Here is a 19,391-nt window from a genome sequence, read left to right on the forward strand (position 1 = left end):
AAGTGCGCCAGCACGCCGTGGCATCGGAACACGAACCAACGGCAAGCCGCTCAGTTCAGGTTCAGCCTTTCCAGCCAGCGTTCGACCCGCGCCTCGTTCACACCCAGGTCGGACTGGCCAAAGCGCGAGCGGCTGTAGATCGACAGGGTCGTCCCCTCGCCCGCCTGCGTGGCCGACACCGAAATCGCGTCAGGATAGCCCATGAGTTTGGATCGCTGGACATAGGTCACCCGTCCCTCGGCCGCAGATCCGGCAAGACGAGTGACGCCACGCTCTGCCGTGGCGACGGCATCAAGCCGGTCCAGAACAGCCTCGACCGTCTCGGGCACGGTGATCGCGGGGCGGTCACCCCCCTCGGCCACGAGGTAGTCGTTGGGCTTGCCGGTGCGCGCCGCAGTGGCGGCATCCACGTGCCAGACCCCCGGGTCCATCGGGGCGAAGCGGATATATCCAAGCCCGGCCACGACAGCGCCGGCGGCAACGATAAGAAGGGTGCGTTTGATCATGTTGTTGAGATAGCACCGGGAGCGCGGGTGTCATCCCCCAAGGGATCACCCAACACGCAGAATCTGCAGGTCGGCCACGTTGGTCCCCGTGCCCCCCGTAATCAGCAGGTCACCCGCCGCCGCAAGCGCGGGATAGCTGTCGTTCTCGGCCAGCATTGCCGATACATCCAACCCCGCCGCAGCGATACGCCCAAGCGTGCCGTGGTCAACGATCGCGCCCGCCGCGTCGGTCGGCCCATCACGCCCGTCAGTGCCCCCCGAAAGGAACGCCCAGGGCCGGTCGATATCTTGCAGCGCAAGCGCCACGCGCAGGGCCAGTTCCTGATTGCGCCCCCCGCGCCCTTGCCCACGCAGGACCACGGTCGTCTCGCCGCCCCAAAGGGTGGTGCCCGCCCCACTCCGCGCACGACGGGCGATGCGGGATGCGGCCTCGGCGACGTCCCCTTCCAGCGGCACGGGGTCGAGCGTCGCACCGGGGGCTGCCGCCAGCATCGCTTCGGCGGACAACCGGTTGGAGCCGACAAGCCGGGTCGGCACCGGCGGCACCGGTCCGGGTTTGGCAGTTTTCAGTGCAGCGCGGCAGCTTTCGGGAACACGGTCCCATAGCCCCGTATCGTGTAAAAGGTCGCGCGCCTCCGCCGGACCACCCAGCGGCGGCACTGTGGGTCCAGACGCGATCGCGCCCAGATCGTCGCCCACCACGTCAGACAGGATCAGCGCCTCCATTGTTGCGGGCGCGCAAGCGCGCGCGAGGCCCCCGCCCTTAAGTCGGCTCAGGTTTTGGCGCACGAGATTCATCGCCTTGATATCCAGCCCCGCGCTCAGCAGCAGGCGCGAGACTTCGGCCTTGTCCTCCAATGTCACCTCCGCGACAGGGGCCACGGCCAGTGCGGATCCCCCCCCGGAGATGAGCGCCAGGCAATGCTGCCCCGCCGTCAGGGCACCCGCGGCCCTGAGCACCGCATCCCCGGCTGCCGCGCTGCCGGCATCGGGCACGGGATGACCGCCCAGCATCACACGCGCGCCAGACAAGTCGACAGCGTTCTCGGGGTTGGTTACAATCAGGCAGTCCGTGCCGGGGAAACGGGCGAGCGCCGCGCGAGCCATTGAAACCGCAGCCTTCCCGATCGAGAGGATCAGGTCGGGCTGCCCGGGACCGCCGAGTGCCGCCGTAACCGCCGCGCCCGGATCAGCCCGCGCCACGCCTGCCTTGAATATTGCAATCATCTCGTCCCGCATCGCCCACCCTCCGAATTCAGCCTCGCCATCGGTGCCCGTGAGGATGCCAAGGTCAAGCCGATAGACCCGCCCCGCAATCTTCGCTTTCGGATCCCCATTGATCAGATCGGGGAAATGTCCGCCCGGATCTTGGGCGAGTGCTCGGAATCCCTTCCTCGTGCCGATCTCAACGTTGCCCGTGCCCTTAGCTCTTGGGTTCGCGATCCTCAGACTGCCGGAGCAATGGATCTTGCGAACTCCGAGGTATCGCAGCCGCTGCCAAGGTCGGCATTCCAACTGGCCTGCTGAGCAGAATAAGCATGACGACCGGCCTGGATCCGTTGAGGTTGGGGAAATGCCGGTCTACAGCCTGATCGCGGGGTTGCGCCGGGGCACCAGCAGCCCCCCATCTGGGCAATGAGAATTGCGACCAAGAAAGCGTTTGGCTGACCAGGTGAAAGCGTCCGGGGTTGGACCGTTGCAGCCCCGATATTGGAAGGAGGGAGCCGATCCTCGCGGCAATCCTGAACCCAACAAGGGTTCAGGCATCGGAGTGCATGGGCCTGCCGGGCGGCGGGTCATTATCTGGGTGGCCCTTCGGCTGCCCAGAGCCCCGACCGGGCCCATGGACCGGGAGCCGAGGGATGCTCCCGGTTCCGGTTTCACGTCATTGCGTCAAGACCGCACGCTGTTCCGGACGCGCTTCGACAGGCACCATGAGGTGCACGTAGGGCGTGCCGGTCCACATCACGTAGGGGCCATCGGTCTGTATCACTGTTGGTAACCCTTCGAATGCACTGGGATCAGGCGTGATGATCATGATGTGCGGCCCCTCGACGACCCATTCGTTCTCGGCAGTCGGTTCGCTGGCTGCGGGATCGATGTTGCTGGCTCCGCCATCAGGTTCGTCACCTGCAAGCATGTAGGCAACGGCCACACGTTCAGCAGTGAAGGGCGTGCCGCCCATCCACGCAGCCATCCAGCGTCGCCACTCGGCATCCATGCACATCGGTCCGGCGATTCCTGACGGCGCAGGAAAGCACGTATAGTCGCTCGTTCCTTCCCGCAGGATATTCCCTTCCAAATCAGACACGGTCGCGGTTTCAAGAATACCCGCAGGAGCGGCGCGCAGGGCGTCGGCGATGAGTGCCTCGGCATCTGGCGCAGATTGGGCGAATGCGGATGTGACCAGACCGGCGCAGGCGACGGCTATCCCCGCCGCAGCAGGAATGCCGTAAAGCATCCTCGGCACGCGGTTGGCCGACCGGGAGGTATGGGCGTGGCGAAGTGACATCATGTGCGAAAGCATATCGAATCTCCTTCAAGCAGTTGCTCGCCTGTCCGTCTTGGTATGGCGAGGCTTACTTGAGGGTGCCGCGACAAACCGCTGCACGATAGTACAGAAACTGGACTGCAAACCGCGTTCGGGGTTTGAAGTCAGTGCACCAGTTTCGCCTGCGCCGCGAACGGACTGAGCCCCAGCCAGCTTTGCATCGCGCGGGCGATGTTGGGATCGCCATCAAGCTCGATCCGGTCGCGCGCGTCCGAAACGCTGGTAAGCCCCATCCAGATGGCAGTCATCGTGCGCAGGTCGGTCGTCACGAAAAGGTCGACATCGTAACCCGGATCGGTCGAACACAGATCGACCCCGACCGCGGGGTCCACGACCAGCCACCAATCGCGGCGGCCTTCGGTCAGTTCGGGATACCTGAAGTTGACCACGGTCCGGCGTGCGGGCATGGGCGACGGGTCAAGATTACGGCGCATGTCCCACATAAGAAGCGATGGATCGAGGTTCTTCAACGTCGCTTGGGTTTCGATCCACTTTTGCCCCCAAAGCCCGAATGCCTCGACCACGGATTTCAGATCTCGTCCCGCTTCTGTCAGGCGATAGTCATGCACGCCCGGATCCTCGGGTGCGGGCGTACGGGTTATGACCCCGGCGGCCTCGAGCTCCTTCAAACGCTGTGACAATAGGCTTGGCGACATGCGCGGCACGCCTCGGCGCAGGTCGTTAAACCGGGTAGAGCCGGCCACCATTTCGCGCACCAGAACCATGGTCCAGCGCGTGCATAGCATTTCTGCCGCCATCGCGACCGGACAGAATTGTCCGTAACTCCCTCGTGTCATTGCCCCAACCCTTCGCAACAATCTAACCATCAGATGGCCACAGCCTAGCACGAACGGCCCCGAACCGGCAGCAAAAGAGCCGGTACAGTTTCATGACTAGCCAGAATGCGAGCAAGGGCGCAGCCTTGAACGTAAGGAAACCCTTATCGGAGCGCGCGTCATGACCCTGACCATGAAGACATTTAACGGAACAGCCATCGACATCCCGAATGGCAAACTGACGAGCCTCCAGTCGTCACTTCGCGGCAAGTTGATCAACAAAGCCGACGCAGGTTATGACGATGCCCGGTCGCTTTGGAACGGCATGATCGATCGACGCCCCGGCCTGATCATATCCGCGCAGGACACGAACGACATCCGGCTTGCGGTGAACTTTGCGCGTGAGAACGGCCTGTTGCTGGCCGTAAAAAGTGGTGGGCACCAGATCGCGGGACATGCCGTGGCTGACGGTGCTCTTCTGCTGAACCTGTCTGAGATGCGGGGTGTCCATGTGGATGCCGATAAGGCGACCGCAAAGGTTGAACCGGGCTGCCTGCTGTCCGACGTGGATCAGGAAACCCAGCGTTATGGTCTTGCCGTGCCGCTGGGCATCAATTCAACGACCGGCGTCGCCGGCCTGACGCTTGGTGGCGGTTTTGGCTGGATCACCGGCAAGCACGGTCTGACCATCGACAACCTGTTGTCGGCCGAGGTTATCTGCGCCGATGGCGAGGTGCGCGTTGCAAGCGCCACGCAGCACGCCGACCTGTTCTGGGCCATCCGCGGGGGCGGCGGCAATTTTGGTGTCGTCTCATCTTTTGAATTTGCGCTGCATCCGATCGGACCCGAAGTCTTGTCCGGCCTTATCGTGCATCCGCTGGCCGACGCACGTGGTCTGTTGCAAAGCTATCGTGACATCTGCGCGCGCGCCCCTGACGAGCTTACAATATGGGCGGTCATGCGACAGGCCCCCCCGCTGCCGTTCATTCCCGAAGACTGGCACGGCAAGGAGGTCCTGATCTTTGCTGCTTGCTATGCTGGCGACATGAAAGACGGCGAGAAGGCGCTGGAGGAGTTGCGTGATCTCGGCAATCCGCTCGCCGACGTGATCGGCCCGCACCCCTATGCGGGGTGGCAACAAGCATTCGATCCCCTTTTGACGCCCGGTGCGCGCAATTACTGGAAAAGCAATGATTTTCTGAAACTCACGGATGGGGTCATCGACAGCACTCTTGCCGCGGTTGTTGACCTTCCCGACCCACAATCCGAGATATTCATCGCCCACCTGGGCGGCGCGATGGCAAGGGTTGACCCCGCGGCGACTCCGTTCCCGCAGCGCAAGCGGCATTTCGTCATGAACGTCCATACGCGGTGGTCGGAACCGGCAAAGGATCAGACCTGCATCGCCTGGGCCCGGGCCCTTTTCGACCGCACGGCACCCGATGCGGCGGGCAGTGTCTATGTCAACTTCATGCCGTCCGACGACGACGGCCGGATGCAGGAAGCCTATGGCCCCAACATTGAGAAGCTGCGCAGGATCAAGGCCGAGTATGACCCGAAGAACCTGTTCCGCCTGAACCACAACATCAATGTGGAGGCATCTGAGAAGTTGGCGACGTGACGCCCTGTGCCGTTCGTCGGATGCACGCCCGGCGGCGGTGCCGACTAAACGCCGATGATCAAGGTTAAACGCTTTCGCTCAACATTCTCATATGGCCATTTGGGGTGAAGACTTAATGACCAAGCATGCCACCAGATATGCCGACATGCTCCGCGTCATAGCCACAATCCCGCCGCACCGCTGGCCGCCATCTACGTGAACAGGGGTGCGGGCGGAAAGGTCAACGGCGAAATCCTCGCGCGCAAAGCCATCGCCGTGCGTAGTACTGCAATTACCGCGCAATGTGCGGTGGTGAAGGCGATACGTACGATCCCCGTGCCAAAGACCGCTGACCAAAGAAACGCCAGTGCGACGAAGACAGGGAAGACACTGGCGGCGCTCCACGCGAAGGCGACCATTGTGCGCGGCCCGTCGGGCAAACCAGGGTCCGTCAGCACCGCCGCGCTTTCTTTTGTCCCCCGACAAAGACGTGGGCTACGGCCTTAACGGCCACCGAGGATCGTACTGCATATTTGCGCGCGCCCCTGGCTCGGGCTGGGTGGATAGATGCATTGCATATTGATTAACGCCTTCATCGCCGTCCCCTCGGCGCGGGTCTTGCCGATCTGGCGGTTCCAAACGTTGGTGAAGACAGCCCCGTAGGACCCAAGATCGACGCGTGTCGCGTAGAACGGCTGCGCGTAGGCCACGGGCGACAATCCGAGAAGATCGTGCACCGCGTTCCGACTTGCGGCGACACCCATCAGGATCGCGTGCTGGAAAGGTATGCGTATGGGATGATCGGGCTCGGTGAGGCCACGCGCCAGATCACCCGAGGCATAGATCAACGGGTGCCTTTCGCCACGCAGAAACGCATCGACGTGCAGACGGCCCGCCGCATCAAGGACGCTGTGAAAGAAGAGGCTCTCGGCCCCGTCTTGAAAATCACTGTTCGGGCGGCGAGATGCTGACCGTCGCTCAGCGCGATCGCATCTGTCTTTAAACGCGTCGGCGCGACACAGGGCATGAAGGTCCCGACGGCCTCCGCCAACGCGGCAGCGATGTGCTTGGCAAGGGTGTCCCTAGTGACGCACCGGGTACCGTTCCACGATCACTCAGTCCAAGTCAGATGCCATCGCCCAACCGCTTCCGAAACTTGGTGACAATTTCCAGCCCGGTGAAGCTTGCCCCCCACACAACGACAGTACCCACAGCGGCACCAACATCGTGTCGTCGGTGCCTTCACAAAGTCGCGGACAAATGCACATCTGGTCCGTGTCCGAGACGGGCGTGATCCCGGAAACGTTGCTCCCGGGCAGGAACCGTTCGACCGCAGCCGACATCGCCACCCACACGCCGGCAAATCCGCCCTCCACCGGTTTCCGGCAACCCGACAAGATCGGGCAATCGCTGGACGGCCCGGTCTTTCACCGCAACCAGGGGCTGTATTCACCAACGGAATTCGGTGCAGAGATCGTGCTGGCCGCAGGGCGGATGGAGCAGGAAACCGCGCGGATCACCCGGCGCGACTGGACGTGATCAACCGCTGAGCGGAACCGTCTCGATCACTGCGACCAAGGCCTTTGCACCGTTCTTTTTGGCCGTCATCTGGCTGGCATCGGGGCTGCGCATTCATGTCCTGTCCGGAGAACAGGTACTGAGCCTTGCAGCCCGCGATTCCGATCTTGCCATCCGTCGCGCACAACTTTGGCGAGCTCTGGATCGTCTGCCACAAGACCTTAGCCATGGTGCAGAATATCGCTCAGGGGCATCCCAGAAGCGACAGGGCCGCGCAGCGCAGGAGCGCCGAAAGTGACAAGGAACAAACCACGCCCAAACGATGAAAGTGCTAACTAAGTGACAAACCGCCGGGGCCAGTTTTCGCCGACCCCGGCTAAGTCATTGGTGCGGGTGAAGGGACTCGAACCCCCACGCCTTGCGGCGCCAGAACCTAAATCTGGTGCGTCTACCAGTTCCGCCACACCCGCTCTCCGCAGGACGTAGCATCCCACCCTGAGACTGAAAAGGGTCTAAAAGAGTCCCGGTTTCTGCCCAGATCGTGCCCCAATTGGCCGTCACTAAGGGATATCGCCCGGAAACCAATAGTCAGGATCACTGCCATGACCGTCCAGCTTCGCCAGAATGCCGAAACGTTGACTGCGCATGCCGCAGCTTGCGTGAACCTGCGTCCTGTCAGGGGCGGCATCGCACGTGGAACCGTGGTCTTGACCGGCAAAGGTGAAGTCGCCGTTGAAAACCTCAAAGTCGGTGACCGTGTCATTACGCGCGAACGTGGTATTGCCGTTATAAAGGCGATCAACAGCATGGCCTCGCCTGCCTGCATGATCCGCGCTGACAGCCTGGGCCTTGGTCGCCCCGAGCGGGATACGACCGTCGCCTACGACCAGCATGTCATGCTGCGAGACTGGCGCGCCGAGACGCTTTTTGATTGCGACGTTGCGCTGGTCCCGGCCCGACGTCTTGCCGACGGAAAGCAGATCGCCGCACTTGGCGATACGGACTTCTTCCGCCTCGACTTCGGCAAGCCGCTGACTATCTACGCCAACGGCCTGGAGGCTCCCACGGGTCGCACCGAAGCTGGCGTTGTCGAAATAACCGACGAAGACTGACTCCCAAACGTGTAAACCGGCTCTGCTGATCCGGACGCTTGATATCGCTTGAAGAACCTGAATGCGGACGCGTTTGGGTTTTTTTTATGTCAAAATTGCGTTCATTAACGATTTCGCAACACTTTTGACTGCAAAAATCAAGTTCCGGATCAGAAACCTGATGCGCGCCTGCAGGCGGCTGACCTATCGTTTTGGGATAATTAGCGTCCAAACGCGCGAGCAGACTTATGACATTGATGCCCCCCTCAGCCTCGCCGCTTGGCGCACCGGTGCTGCCCGACAGCAGCTTACGACACGCCATTCCCGCCGGTAGCCGCGTGCTGATGTCCCAAGGCGAAGCACCGATTGAAACGTTGGTCCCCGGCGACCGCATCATCACCCGTGACCACGGCATGACCGCCATCCGCGACCTGATCCGTCTTGACGTGGAACCCGGCACAATGATGATCCGGATCCCGCTGAATGCCTTGGGAATCGGCAAGCCTGATCGCGACGTGATGCTGCTGCCAGACCAACCGGTCGTGCTGCGCAATTGGCGGGCGCGGACGATTTTTCGCGCGAAGGAGGCGCGCGTCGCCGCGCAGCGCCTGATCGACGGCAGCGTCATACGCCCCGTTCCCTTCGCGGGTGGCCCAGTGTGGTGCATTGTGCTCGACCGGCCGTCGGCAATCTACGTTGACGGGTTGGAGTTGGTATCGGGCGCGAAGGACGCCATGATCGCCTAGCGTTCCAACGCAGCCAACACCCGGGGTAGTATCTCCGGCAGGTCCTCAGCAATCAAGCCCGGTCCAAACGCACGTGCGGCTTCAACATGCAGCCAAGCGGCTGAACTTGCGGCGCCCAAAGGTGCCAGGCCTCGCGCCAGCAGCCCTGTAATAAGCCCTGCCAGAACGTCGCCCGAACCCGCCGTTGCGAGCCACGGGACCGCGCGGTCATAAAAGGCGGCATTGATCAGCGCCCTACCCCGCTCGTCCGCGATGACGGTATCTGGCCCCTTGAACAGCACCGTGCAGCCCGCGCGTCGCGCGGCATCGCGGGTCGCCTCCACCTTGGAATAGGCCGGGCCGGTCTTTGCGGGAGCCGCGAGGCGACCCGCAATATCCGGGAACAACCTGCCGAATTCGCCGCCATGGGGGGTGAGAACGCAGTTTTCATGCAACTTCGCGAATGGGTCGTCGCGCGCCGCCAAAACGCTTAGCGCATCCGCGTCCAGCACGATCTTCCGTTTCGTCGCCATCGCCACGTCGAGGAGTTCCGCCGTCCGCTCCGACACGCCCATTCCGGGCCCGAGGCAAAGTGCGTTCACCCGCTCATCGCACAATATTGCCGTCAGCGCCGCCGCATCATCGCACCGACGCAACATGACGGCCGTCAGTTGCGTGGCACATTCCATCATCGCCCCGCCCGGTGCCGCGCATGTCACCAGCCCTGAGCCAACCCGCAGCGCTGCCCGTGCAGAAAGACGCGCGGCCCCGGTCCGCCCCATTCCTCCTGTGAGGATCAGCGCGTGACCGTGCTCATACTTGTGTCCGGTGCGCTTGCCGAGCAACGCGCGTCCGGGCCGCGCAATCCGCACAAGATCAGTTGCGGGCGACTCCCCCAGACCGATATCAACCACCCGGACCTTGCCGCAGTGACGCGGCCCGTCAGCAAGAAGATGACCCGTCTTGAGGCCGTGGAAGGAGAGCGTCAGGTCCGCCGCTGCACTCAGCGCACGCCCACCGTTCGCAGTTGTCCCGTCCGCCGCCCCAATCACGCGCCCACTGTCCGAACAAAGGCCCGAAGGCAGGTCAATTGCCGCGACGGGCGGGAAATGCGGCAGCCTCTGCGACAGGGGCAGACCACGGCCCCCATCCACGCAATCGCAGAGATCCCGCAGCGTCTTGCCAATGGCCGAGAGTGGCCTGCCAAGGCCCGTCCCAAACAGGGCGTCAACGACCAACGTGGCACCGTTGGGCATCGGCAGGCCACCTTCAGGCAACGGCACAACCGGCCCTGTTTCCATCCACCGCTCGTAATTCATCCGCGCGTCCGGCGGCAGTTTCGCGGCGTCCCCGTATAGAAACACCTCCGCATCCCAACCCTTGCCAACCAGAACCCGCGCCAAGACGAAACCGTCACCGCCGTTGTTGCCCGGCCCGCAGAGCACCAAGGCGCGCCCCGGTGCCGCCGCCAACTCGGGCCATTCTTGCAGGATCGCATCCACCGCGCCCTGACCCGCGCGCTCCATCAGTTCCAACCCCGTCGCCTGACCCGAAGCGATGCAGGCTTGCTCCAAGACTCGCATCTGGGCAGCAGTGAGGAGCTGATTGTTCATGTGTTTTCCTGTCGACTATTTTTTAATCTCTTGGGTCATAAATTAGGCATGACCCCGAATTCAGGCGGGGTTGTCGCACCCGATACAGCCTATGCAATTGTCCGCCCCCGTCCAGACTGCGAAGCCCACCCGGATACCGTCGGGAGGACCACTCGAATGAAAAAGATCGAAGCCATCATCAAGCCGTTCAAATTGGACGAGGTCAAAGAGATGCTTCAGGAGATCGGGATCCAAGGACTCTCGGTGACCGAGGTCAAGGGTTTTGGGCGCCAGAAGGGCCACACCGAGCTCTACCGAGGTGCGGAATACGTCGTCGACTTCCTGCCGAAAGTGAAAATCGAGGTCGTACTTGCCGACGATTTGGTCGAGCCTGCCGTCGAGGCCATCATCTCCGCCGCAAGGACCGACAAGATCGGAGACGGCAAGATCTTCGTGTCCTCGATCGAACAAGCCATTCGCATCCGCACCGGCGAGACCGGCGACGACGCGATCTGAACCACCAAATACACGTTTTTACCAAGGGAAAGGGATCTTCATGGCAAATGCCCTGATCAAGCTCATCGAGGACGAAGACATCGAGTATGTCGACATCCGCTTTACCGACCCACGTGGCAAGCTGCAGCACGTGACCGTTGTCGCGGACCTGGTCGACGAGGACTTCATTGAGGAAGGCTTTATGTTCGACGGCTCGTCGATCGCTGGCTGGAAGTCGATCGAAGCCTCCGACATGAAGCTGATGCTGGACGTCGACAGCGCCTACATCGACCCGTTCTATGCCGAAAAAACCGTCTGTGTGCATTGCTCGGTCGTCGAGCCCGACACGAACGAGCCCTACGACCGTGACCCGCGCGGCACCGCCGAAAAGGCCGAGGCCTATCTGATTTCGTCGGGAATCGGCGATAAGTTCTTCTGCGGACCGGAAGCCGAATTCTTCCTGTTCGACGACGTCCGTTTCTCGAACTCCATGAACAAGGTCGGCTTCGAAGTCGACGCGGCCGACGCCGCATGGAACACGGGCACCGAATATGAAATGGGCAATATGGGCCACCGTCCCGGCGTCAAGGGCGGTTACTTCCCCGTGAACCCGACCGATGCCGCCCAGGATCTGCGCTCCGAGATGCTCTCGACCATGAAGCGCATCGGCATGAAGGTCGACAAACACCACCACGAGGTGGCGTCGTGCCAGCACGAGCTGGGTCTCATCTTCGGCACGCTGACCAAGCAGGCCGATGAGTTGCAGAAGTACAAGTACGTTATTCACAACGTGGCCCATGCCTATGGCAAGTCGGCCACCTTCATGCCCAAGCCCATCGCGGGCGATAACGGCACCGGCATGCACGTGAACATGTCGATCTGGAAAGACGGCAAGCCGCTCTTCGCCGGGGACCAATATGCGGACCTGTCAAATGAAGCGCTGTACTTTATCGGCGGCATCCTGAAGCACGCGAAGGCCCTGAACGCCTTCACGAACCCCTCGACCAATTCATACAAGCGCCTGATCCCGGGCTTCGAAGCGCCTGTTCTGCGCGCCTACTCGGCCCGTAACCGTTCGGGCTGCGTCCGCATCCCGTGGACCGAGTCGCCCAAGGCCAAGCGCGTCGAGGCCCGCTTCCCCGATCCGTCGGCCAACCCCTATCTGTGCTTTGCGGCGCTGATGATGGCGGGCTTGGACGGGATCAAGAACAAGATCCACCCCGGTGAGCCGTCGGACAAGGACCTGTACGACCTGCCCCCCGAGGAGTTGGCGACCATCCCGACCGTTTGCGGCTCCCTCCGGGAAGCGCTGGACGAGCTGGAAAAGGATCACGACTTCCTGCTGGCCGGCGATGTGTTCACCAAGGACCAGATCGAGGGTTACGCCGCGATCAAGTGGGAAGAGGTTTACGCCTACGAGCACACACCCCACCCGATCGAGTACCAGATGTACTACTCCTGCTGACCGACAGGGGGCGGCATCCGCCCCTCCCCGCATTGGCTAACGTCGCTCAGGTCAAAACTGCAAGGGCGGCCCTCAGGGGCCGCCTTTCGCGTTCCGGAGGCAGTTGCTCTGCCGCCATGACAAACCTCCCGAATGCGGGTCCCGCGATTTTCCTTGCCCCCATCCCGCCCCGCGGCTTTCATACGTGCATGACCGACAGATACCAGACAGGCATGACCGTCCGCCGCAAGATCTTGGGCGCTGCGCATGTGGATGCCGCCGAGGCGGCACGTACACCGCTTGATGACCCGTTCCAGACGCTGATCACCGAAGGGGCATGGGGTACGGTCTGGGCATCGGACGCGATCACCCGGCGCGAACGCTCTATGCTGACACTCGCGCTGCTGGCAGCGACTGGTAACTTCGACGAGATCCCGATGCACGTCCGCGCCACGGCCCGTACCGGGGCGAGTCCGACCGACATGGCCGAGGCGATGCAGCACGTCGCGATCTATGCCGGTGTGCCGCGCGCAAACCGGGCGCTGAAACTGATAAAGGCCACCTTGGCCGAGATGGAGGGCGAGTGACCGGCCCTTTCACCGGCAACCTCGCGCCGCGCGCTGCGGGCCTCCATCCGCCCGCCCTGTCGCCTGCCTATCGCAGCACCCGGTTGCGCAGCCCGGCACAGGCACCGATCGGCTTTCCGTCAACCGCGACCGAAGAAGCCGGCCCAACCTTCGGCCACGACCTGATCGGGGCCTTGGACGCGGACCTGACGCGCAACTTCGGCCCAGGCGGTGCCATCGGTGAGCAGATCCTAGTCTTGGGCCATTTGCGCGACGAGGAGTGTCGCCCCGTTCCGGCTGCCCTGATCGAAGTCTGGCAGGCCAACGCCGGCGGGCGGTATCGGCACAAGAACGACGGATACCTCGCCCCGCTGGACCCCGGATTCGGTGGGTGCGGCCGTTGCATGACGGACGCGCAGGGGGCCTTTATGTTTCGTACCGTACGCCCCGGTGCCTATCCTTGGCCCAACGGCGGCAATGACTGGCGGCCTGCTCATATTCACTTTTCGGTCTTCGGGCGCGCCTTTGGTCAGCGTCTGATCACCCAGATGTATTTCGAAGGCGATCCCCATATCGCGCTTTGCCCCATCGTGCAGTCTATCCCTGACAAAAGCGCGATCGACCGCCTGACCGCACGTCTGGACATGGGCGCGACGGTGCCCTTCGATGCGCGCGCCTACCGCTTCGACATCACGTTGCGCGGTCTGAACGCAACGCCGTTCGAGGGGCCCCCATGACCCGCGAAAGCGCCAGCCAGACGGCAGGCCCCTATCTGCACATCGGCTTGCTGCCAAATGCATCCGGCCTGCCGATGTATGATCGCGATCTGGGAACCGCCATGGTGACCGACGTGACGCAGGGCGAACGGCTGACCCTGACCGGGTACGTTCTTGATGGCGATGGCGCACCTGCGCCCGACGCCATGGTCGAGCTGTGGCAAGCGGATGCGGCGGGCAACATGCCGTCCCGTGACCCGGCCTTCACCGGATGGGGCCGGTCCGGATGCGACGCGACCGGGCAGTTTCGTTTCCAGACGATCCGCCCCGGTGCACAGGCTGGCCAAGCCCCCCACCTGACGCTTTGGATCGTAGCGCGCGGCATCGGACTGGGCTTGCACACGCGGGTCTATTTCGACGGCGAGCCGCTGAACGACTGCGACCCGATCCTGTCCGGCGTTCCCGCCGCACGACGCGACACGCTGATTGCCCGCCGAAATGGGCCGGATTGGAACATGAACGTCGTCCTGCAAGGCCATGATGAAACAGTGTTTCTCGATATATAGACGTCAAGCAAGCACTACGCAAAGACCCGAACACTTCGTTTCACGACAAACCTCGGGGCGGACACGCTCACATCCTCAGGCGTGTTCCGTTGGGATCGTACATTGGCTTGAAGGACACCTCCGCCCCGATGCGCCGCCCCGCGACTTCGATCTCGTACTTGGAGGCCAGACTGTCGTTTATGCTCTCCCCATCGCATGGCACGTATCCAAGCCCAATAGCCCCGCCAAGTGTATGGCCATAGGCCCCTGATGTAATCTGTCCGACAATATGACCGTCCCTCACGATTGGCTCGTTATGATATAACATCACGTTCGGATCGCTCAGCCTGAATTGTAGCATCCGGCGGGTCAGCCCCTCTTCCCGCTTGCGCAGAACAGCGTCTTTGCCGATGAAATCCGATGACTTCCCGGTTTTGACCGCAAAACCCAATCCCGCCTCAACCACGTGGTCTTCGGGGGTGATGTCGTAGCCCATATGGCGAAAGGCCCGCTCAATTCGGCAACTGTCCATGGCGTGCAGGCCGACGGGACGGGCAACCGTCCCGGCCTCTGTCAGTGTCTCCAGAACATGCGCGGCCATGTCAGCGGGGATGTATATCTCCCACCCCAACTCACCCACGTAGGAGACACGGTGCGCGCGGGCGATTCCCATCCCGATGTCGATCTCCTGCGCGTCACCGAAGGGGAAAGCCTCGTTCGATAAGTCGGCGGGGCTGATCGCGCCCAGCACCTCGCGCGATCGCGGCCCCATCACGGCCAGCACCGCCTCACCCGCCGTCACATCGGTCAGGAAAACCGGGTCCGCCGGGTCAACGTACCTGCGCAACCGGGCCATGTCCTTCACCCGCGTCGCCGCCGGCGTTACCATCAGATAACTGTCCTCCGTCAGGCGCGTGACGGTCACATCCGCCTCGACCCCGCCGCGGGAATTTAGCATCTGGGTATAGACGATCCGGCCCGGCTCCACCGACATATCACCGCCGCAGACGCGGTTCAGAAAGGCCTCGGCGTGCCACCCGTCGATCTTGATCTTGCCGAAGGAAGACATGTCGTAGAAACCGCAGCCTTCGCGGATATGCGCATGTTCGCGGGCGGCGTTCGCAAACCAGTTCTGCTTTCCCCATGCGTAGTCGTACTCGCGCGCCTGACCGGGCTCGGCGAACCAATTGGCCCGCTCCCAGCCCGCCAATTCGCCGAAGACCGCGCCCAATTCATTCAGGTGTGCATGAAACGGCGAGCGCCGGATTCCACGCGCCGTTTCCTTCTGCCGAAAAGGCCAGTGGTCGGCATAGAGCAGGCCCAGGCTTTCCGTCGCACGCATGCGCAGGTACCGGCGGTTGCGCTGAAACGTCTGGTTCCGGGCAATGTCCACGTCAACAAGGTCGAACGGCATCTCTCTGTCTTCCATCCACTGTGCCAGCGCCATGCCCGCGCCCCCGGCGGACTGGATCCCGATGGAGTTGAAACCGGCCGCAACCCAGAGGTTCGGCACTTCGGGCGACGGCCCCAAGTGATAGGCGTCGTCGGGCGTAAAGCTTTCGGGGCCGTTGAAGAACGTGTGAATCCCCGCATTTTCCAGCATCGGCACCCGCGCGACCGCTTTTTCAAGTATTGGCTCGAAATGGTCGAAATCCGGCGGTAGCTCGTCAAATTCAAAGCTGCTTGGGATGCCGTCCATACCCCACGGCTTGGCAACCGGCTCAAAGGCCCCAAGCAGAATCTTGCCCGCATCCTCCTTGAAATACGCGCACTCGTCGGGCACCCGCAGGACCGGCAGGCGAGCCAGGCCGGGGATGTTTTCGGTCACGATATAGAAGTGTTCGCACGCGTGGAGCGGCACGCTCACACCTGCCATTTGCCCGACCTCATGGCCCCACATGCCGCCGCAGTTGACAACATGATCACAGACGATGGTGCCCTGCTCGCCCCCGGCCTCCCACCCGACGGATCGCACTGTGCGATGGTCGGCCTGCATCCCGGTGACCCGCACGTCTTCCAAAATGCGCACGCCGTTTTGTCGCGCCCCTTTGGCCAGAGCGAGCGCGATGTTCGACGGGTCGCCCTGTCCATCGCCGGGAAGCCATACGCCCCCCGTCACACCGTGGAGGTTGATATGGGGATACTTCCCGCCCACCCCATCGGGGGTCAGCTCCGACACCTCTACGCCGAAGGCCCGCGCCATCGAAGCCGTGCGCCGCAGCTCCTCCAGCCGCGCTTCGGTCAAGGCCACGGTCACGGAGCCGCATTGGCGCAACCCGGTCGCCACGCCGGTCTCTGCCTCCAGCCGGGCATAAAGGTCAGCCGAATATTTGGCGAGCCGCGTGGCGGATTGTGACGCGCGCAATTGCGCGATCAACCCCGCGGCGTGCCAAGTCGTCCCGGAGGTGAGCTTCTTGCGCTCCAGCAGGACGATGTCACGCCAGCCCAGCTTGGCCAGGTGATAGGCAACCGAACAACCGATCACTCCGCCGCCGACAATTACAACGCGTGCCCTTTCAGGGACTTGAGGGGCGATATTCATGCGCGCATCCGTTTGTTTTGCGGGTCGTAGAGCACGCCTTCGGCGTGGACGGTCGCGCGGATAATGTGACCGAAGGCCTCGACCTCCAGCGCCGTGGCAGTGCGCGTTTCCGCGCGCTTCAACATGGCCAGCGCGATGGGTTTGCCCGTGCGATGCCCGAACGCGGCGGAGGTGACTTCGCCGATTATCCTGCCGTCCGCACGCACGGGCGACATGGGCAATGGGTCATAGCCGATATCATCAAGGATCAGCATATGCAGGCAGCGATCCGGATCTTCTCCAAGGTTCTCCTTGCGGATGAAGCGGTCGGCCCCGACTTCCCGCAGAGTATAGCCGGGCGACAGGTCCGATCCCCAGGCGCGATACCCCTTTTCGAGGCGCATGGAGTTAAGCGCAAACATCCCAAAGGGTCGCGCGTCCGCGTCAGCAAGCGCGGCATAGATCGCCGGCATGTCGTCCCGCGCCCCGTGGATTTCCCAACCGAGTTCACCCGCGAAACTGACCCGCTTCAGGCGTACAGGGCAGTCGCAGACGGCGGTTTCCTGCACCGACAGCCAAGGCGCGCGCAGGTCATCAGCCGTCAGCGGCGTCAGGGTCTCTCGCGCCGTCGGGCCGGTGACCAGCAGGCAGGACATGTCGTCCGTCCGGTCCGTCAGGGTCAGCGCATCCGGCAGCATGTGGTACAACAGATCGCGATCATGGTCGCGCGCGACGGCGGCGGTGATCAGTGTAATGCGATCTGTATCCCATCGGCTGACGGACATCTCTGTGGCGAATTTCCCCGTCGGCCCCGCGAAATAGCACAGCGTCATTCGCCCGACCTTGGGCAGGTGCCCTGCGATCAGCCGCCCAAGCCATTCGCCCGCGCCCGGCCCTTCCAGGTCGAACCGGGCGAAACCGGACAGATCCAGAACACCGGTGCCGGTCTGCACCGCCGCCACTTCCTCGGCCACGCGCGCCTGCCACGGGCCGTCGCGCCGCCATGTCTGCGTCGCCTCGAACGATGTATCGTCACCGGCCCTGGCAAACCAGTTCGCCCGCTCCCAGCCGCCAAAGGGGGCCATTTGCGCGCCCTGCGCCTTCAACGCCGCATGGTTGGGCGATGTCAGCATGTCCGCACCGGCGGGCCAGCGCATATGCGGAAAATGCATCGCATATTCGTGGCCGTAGACTTCTTCGGCCTTGGCCTTGCAGTACATGGGGTCCGAGGCCCACGCCCCAAAGCGACGCGGGTCCACGTCGAAGCAATCCCAGTCGGGCGCGCCTTTGACGATCCAATCGGCCAGCACCTTGCCCGCGCCGCCGGCCTGCGCAATGCCGAAGGTAAAGACATTGGCATCATAGGCATTCCTGACACCCGGCATCGGTCCGATCAGCGGCAGGCCGTCGGGGGTATATGGGATGGGGCCGTTGATGACGCTGCTAACCCCTGCGGTGGCCAATAGGGGAACCCGCTGCACCGCGTCGGCGATGTAGTCCTCGATCCGATCCAGATCCTCCTGCCAGAGTTGGAACGAGAAATCGTCGGGCATTTCGCCGCCGTTGTCCGGGCCTGTCCAGACGGCCTTGCAGGGGTTTTCATAAGGCCCAAGGTTCAGGCCCGTCTTTTCCTGTCGCAGGTAATAGCTGACGTCAGGGTCGCGGATCATCGGCAGCTTGCGACCGTGTTCCCTGGTCCATGCCTCGATTTCGGGGATCGGCTCGGTCAGAAGGAACTGGTGCGACATGACCGTCATGGGCAACGGGGGGCGGCCATACGGCGCAAACCATTTGGCGACCCGCGCGGCATAATACCCGGCCGCATTTACCACCTTTTCGCAGGCCACGTCGTCCATTTCGGTGTGCACGATCCAGCCGTCACCGTCCCGCGTGACACCCGTGGCCGGGCAGTGACGAACAATTCTGGCCCCCAGATCGCGGGCTCCTTTGGCCAGCGCCTGCGTCAGCTGCGCGGGGTCGATGTCGCCATCCTCCGGGTCCCAGAGACCGCCCTCCAAGTCATGCACCTCACCTATGGGATAGCGGGCCTTCATCTCGGCGGTGTCACACATCGTCATCTTCAGACCTTGGATTTCACCCATGGCACGAACGTGGCCGAACTCTTCCATCCGCGTCGGGCCGTGGGCCAGGCGCAGCGCGCCGGTCACATGGTAGTTCATCGGATAGTCAACCGCTTCGGCCAGACCGCGGTACAGCGCCATGGAGTAGCGCTGGATGTTCATAATCGTCCAAGACGCGGCAAAGTTCGGGCAATTGCCCGCCGCGTGCCAGGTCGATCCGGCGGTCAGCTCGCTCCGCTCCAGCAGAAGGCAATCCGACCAGCCCAGTCTCGCAAGATGATAGAGTGAGGAAACGCCAACCACCCCCCCACCGATGATGACGACTTTGGCCTGTTCGGGCAGGCGACCCTTGTCACTTGTGTTCATGCGGATGCTCGCAGCGGAGGCGCGTAGCGCGGTGCGGAGGCGGGGTGCGCGGACGCGCGCCCCGAACGGACGTCAGGCCGCGGTCCGGTCCGGCGGCGCGTCCATGACATCCATCATCGTCACGGCGACGGCCACGCCCTGAAGCGCCCCGTGGGGGAAGATGAAATGCGGAGTGAGTCGCGGCACGATCATGCAACAGCCTTGTCCACTGACCGCGTTTCGGTCAAGCCCTGCGACATTCCCGCCATATCAGCGCGCCCGCCGCACGGCGCGCGTTGGAACGGCATCGCATCTGCGC

The 19,391-nt window shown here is 63.0% G+C and carries 18 protein-coding genes and 1 tRNA gene; 9 read left to right on the forward strand and 10 right to left on the reverse strand.

From position 1 onward, the window contains the following. Window positions 1-50 precede the first annotated feature (50 nt). The 4 genes from BLV27_RS15245 to BLV27_RS15260 form a co-directional block, all read right to left on the reverse strand. The gene (locus BLV27_RS15245; protein ID WP_092647368.1) at window positions 51-506 is read right to left on the reverse strand and encodes a DUF1499 domain-containing protein; all 456 of its coding nucleotides are present in this window, start codon (window positions 504-506) and stop codon (window positions 51-53) included. Window positions 507-551: 45 nt separating this feature from the next. After that, on the reverse strand, window positions 552-1,745 hold the full coding sequence (locus BLV27_RS15250) for a glycerate kinase type-2 family protein (RefSeq protein WP_092647369.1): 1,194 nt from the start codon (window positions 1,743-1,745) through the stop codon (window positions 552-554). A 646-nt stretch (window positions 1,746-2,391) separates the two neighbouring features. Then, the gene (locus BLV27_RS15255; protein ID WP_211605523.1) at window positions 2,392-3,033 is read right to left on the reverse strand and encodes a hypothetical protein; all 642 of its coding nucleotides are present in this window, start codon (window positions 3,031-3,033) and stop codon (window positions 2,392-2,394) included. A 128-nt stretch (window positions 3,034-3,161) separates the two neighbouring features. Then, window positions 3,162-3,854, reverse strand: coding sequence for a winged helix-turn-helix transcriptional regulator (locus tag BLV27_RS15260; RefSeq protein WP_092647370.1), 693 nt, complete (start codon window positions 3,852-3,854; stop codon window positions 3,162-3,164). A gap of 160 nt (window positions 3,855-4,014) precedes the next feature. On the opposite strand from BLV27_RS15260, the gene BLV27_RS15265 reads away from it, so the two are divergent. Then, window positions 4,015-5,454 (forward strand): FAD-binding oxidoreductase, encoded by a 1,440-nt coding sequence (locus BLV27_RS15265; protein WP_244504696.1) that lies wholly within the window; start codon window positions 4,015-4,017, stop codon window positions 5,452-5,454. 191 nt (window positions 5,455-5,645) lie between these two features. Here the strand turns inward: BLV27_RS15265 and BLV27_RS15270 are convergent, their stop codons facing one another. Continuing rightward, the gene (locus BLV27_RS15270; RefSeq protein WP_092647371.1) at window positions 5,646-5,891 is read right to left on the reverse strand and encodes a hypothetical protein; all 246 of its coding nucleotides are present in this window, start codon (window positions 5,889-5,891) and stop codon (window positions 5,646-5,648) included. A 45-nt stretch (window positions 5,892-5,936) separates the two neighbouring features. Then, a complete protein-coding gene (locus BLV27_RS15275) occupies window positions 5,937-6,281 on the reverse strand; it encodes a hypothetical protein (protein ID WP_092647372.1) in 345 nt (114 codons plus the stop codon). A 412-nt stretch (window positions 6,282-6,693) separates the two neighbouring features. Here BLV27_RS15275 and BLV27_RS15280 point away from each other — a divergent pair, with 412 nt between their 5' ends. Further along, a complete protein-coding gene (locus BLV27_RS15280; protein WP_092647373.1) occupies window positions 6,694-6,972 on the forward strand; it encodes a hypothetical protein in 279 nt (92 codons plus the stop codon). Window positions 6,973-7,336: 364 nt separating this feature from the next. On the opposite strand, the gene BLV27_RS15290 is transcribed toward BLV27_RS15280, so the two are convergent. After that, window positions 7,337-7,421, reverse strand: a tRNA-Leu gene (locus BLV27_RS15290). A gap of 132 nt (window positions 7,422-7,553) precedes the next feature. Here BLV27_RS15290 and BLV27_RS15295 point away from each other — a divergent pair. Further along, the gene (locus BLV27_RS15295; protein ID WP_092647375.1) at window positions 7,554-8,063 is read left to right on the forward strand and encodes a Hint domain-containing protein; all 510 of its coding nucleotides are present in this window, start codon (window positions 7,554-7,556) and stop codon (window positions 8,061-8,063) included. A gap of 227 nt (window positions 8,064-8,290) precedes the next feature. Continuing rightward, window positions 8,291-8,788, forward strand: coding sequence for a Hint domain-containing protein (locus BLV27_RS15300; protein ID WP_092647376.1), 498 nt, complete (start codon window positions 8,291-8,293; stop codon window positions 8,786-8,788). Here BLV27_RS15300 and BLV27_RS15305 read toward each other — a convergent pair. After that, on the reverse strand, window positions 8,785-10,380 hold the full coding sequence (locus BLV27_RS15305) for an NAD(P)H-hydrate dehydratase (protein WP_092647377.1): 1,596 nt from the start codon (window positions 10,378-10,380) through the stop codon (window positions 8,785-8,787). The genes BLV27_RS15300 and BLV27_RS15305 overlap by 4 nt on opposite strands. 156 nt (window positions 10,381-10,536) lie before the next feature. Between BLV27_RS15305 and BLV27_RS15310 the strand changes: the two genes are divergently transcribed. From BLV27_RS15310 to pcaG, 5 genes are all read left to right on the forward strand, one after another. Further along, window positions 10,537-10,875: a P-II family nitrogen regulator gene (locus BLV27_RS15310; protein WP_092647378.1), complete on the forward strand. Its 339-nt coding sequence runs from the start codon at window positions 10,537-10,539 to the stop codon at window positions 10,873-10,875. Between the two features lie 40 nt (window positions 10,876-10,915). After that, complete coding sequence (glnA, locus tag BLV27_RS15315) at window positions 10,916-12,319, forward strand: type I glutamate--ammonia ligase (RefSeq protein WP_092647379.1); 1,404 nt, start codon at window positions 10,916-10,918, stop codon at window positions 12,317-12,319. Window positions 12,320-12,507: 188 nt separating this feature from the next. Further along, window positions 12,508-12,885: a 4-carboxymuconolactone decarboxylase gene (pcaC, locus tag BLV27_RS15320; protein WP_092647424.1), complete on the forward strand. Its 378-nt coding sequence runs from the start codon at window positions 12,508-12,510 to the stop codon at window positions 12,883-12,885. Next, window positions 12,882-13,601 (forward strand): protocatechuate 3,4-dioxygenase subunit beta, encoded by a 720-nt coding sequence (gene pcaH, locus BLV27_RS15325; RefSeq protein ID WP_092647380.1) that lies wholly within the window; start codon window positions 12,882-12,884, stop codon window positions 13,599-13,601. The genes pcaC and pcaH overlap by 4 nt, the downstream gene beginning before the upstream one ends. After that, window positions 13,598-14,146 carry a protocatechuate 3,4-dioxygenase subunit alpha gene (pcaG, locus tag BLV27_RS15330; protein ID WP_092647381.1) on the forward strand — a complete coding sequence of 183 codons (549 nt, stop codon included), beginning with the start codon at window positions 13,598-13,600 and terminating at the stop codon, window positions 14,144-14,146. The genes pcaH and pcaG overlap by 4 nt, the downstream gene beginning before the upstream one ends. A 67-nt stretch (window positions 14,147-14,213) precedes the next feature. Here pcaG and BLV27_RS15335 read toward each other — a convergent pair whose 3' ends face one another. Together BLV27_RS15335 and BLV27_RS15340 are read right to left on the reverse strand one after the other, a co-directional pair. Then, entirely contained in the window at window positions 14,214-16,667 is a 2,454-nt protein-coding gene (locus BLV27_RS15335; protein WP_092647382.1) for a GcvT family protein, read from the reverse strand. Beyond that, entirely contained in the window at window positions 16,664-19,093 is a 2,430-nt protein-coding gene (locus tag BLV27_RS15340; RefSeq protein ID WP_092647383.1) for a GcvT family protein, read from the reverse strand. The genes BLV27_RS15335 and BLV27_RS15340 overlap by 4 nt, the downstream gene beginning before the upstream one ends. Window positions 19,094-19,391: the final 298 nt, after the last annotated feature.

The sequence above is a fragment of the Jannaschia faecimaris genome (assembly GCF_900107415.1).
In the GTDB taxonomy this organism is placed as follows: domain Bacteria; phylum Pseudomonadota; class Alphaproteobacteria; order Rhodobacterales; family Rhodobacteraceae; genus Jannaschia; species Jannaschia faecimaris.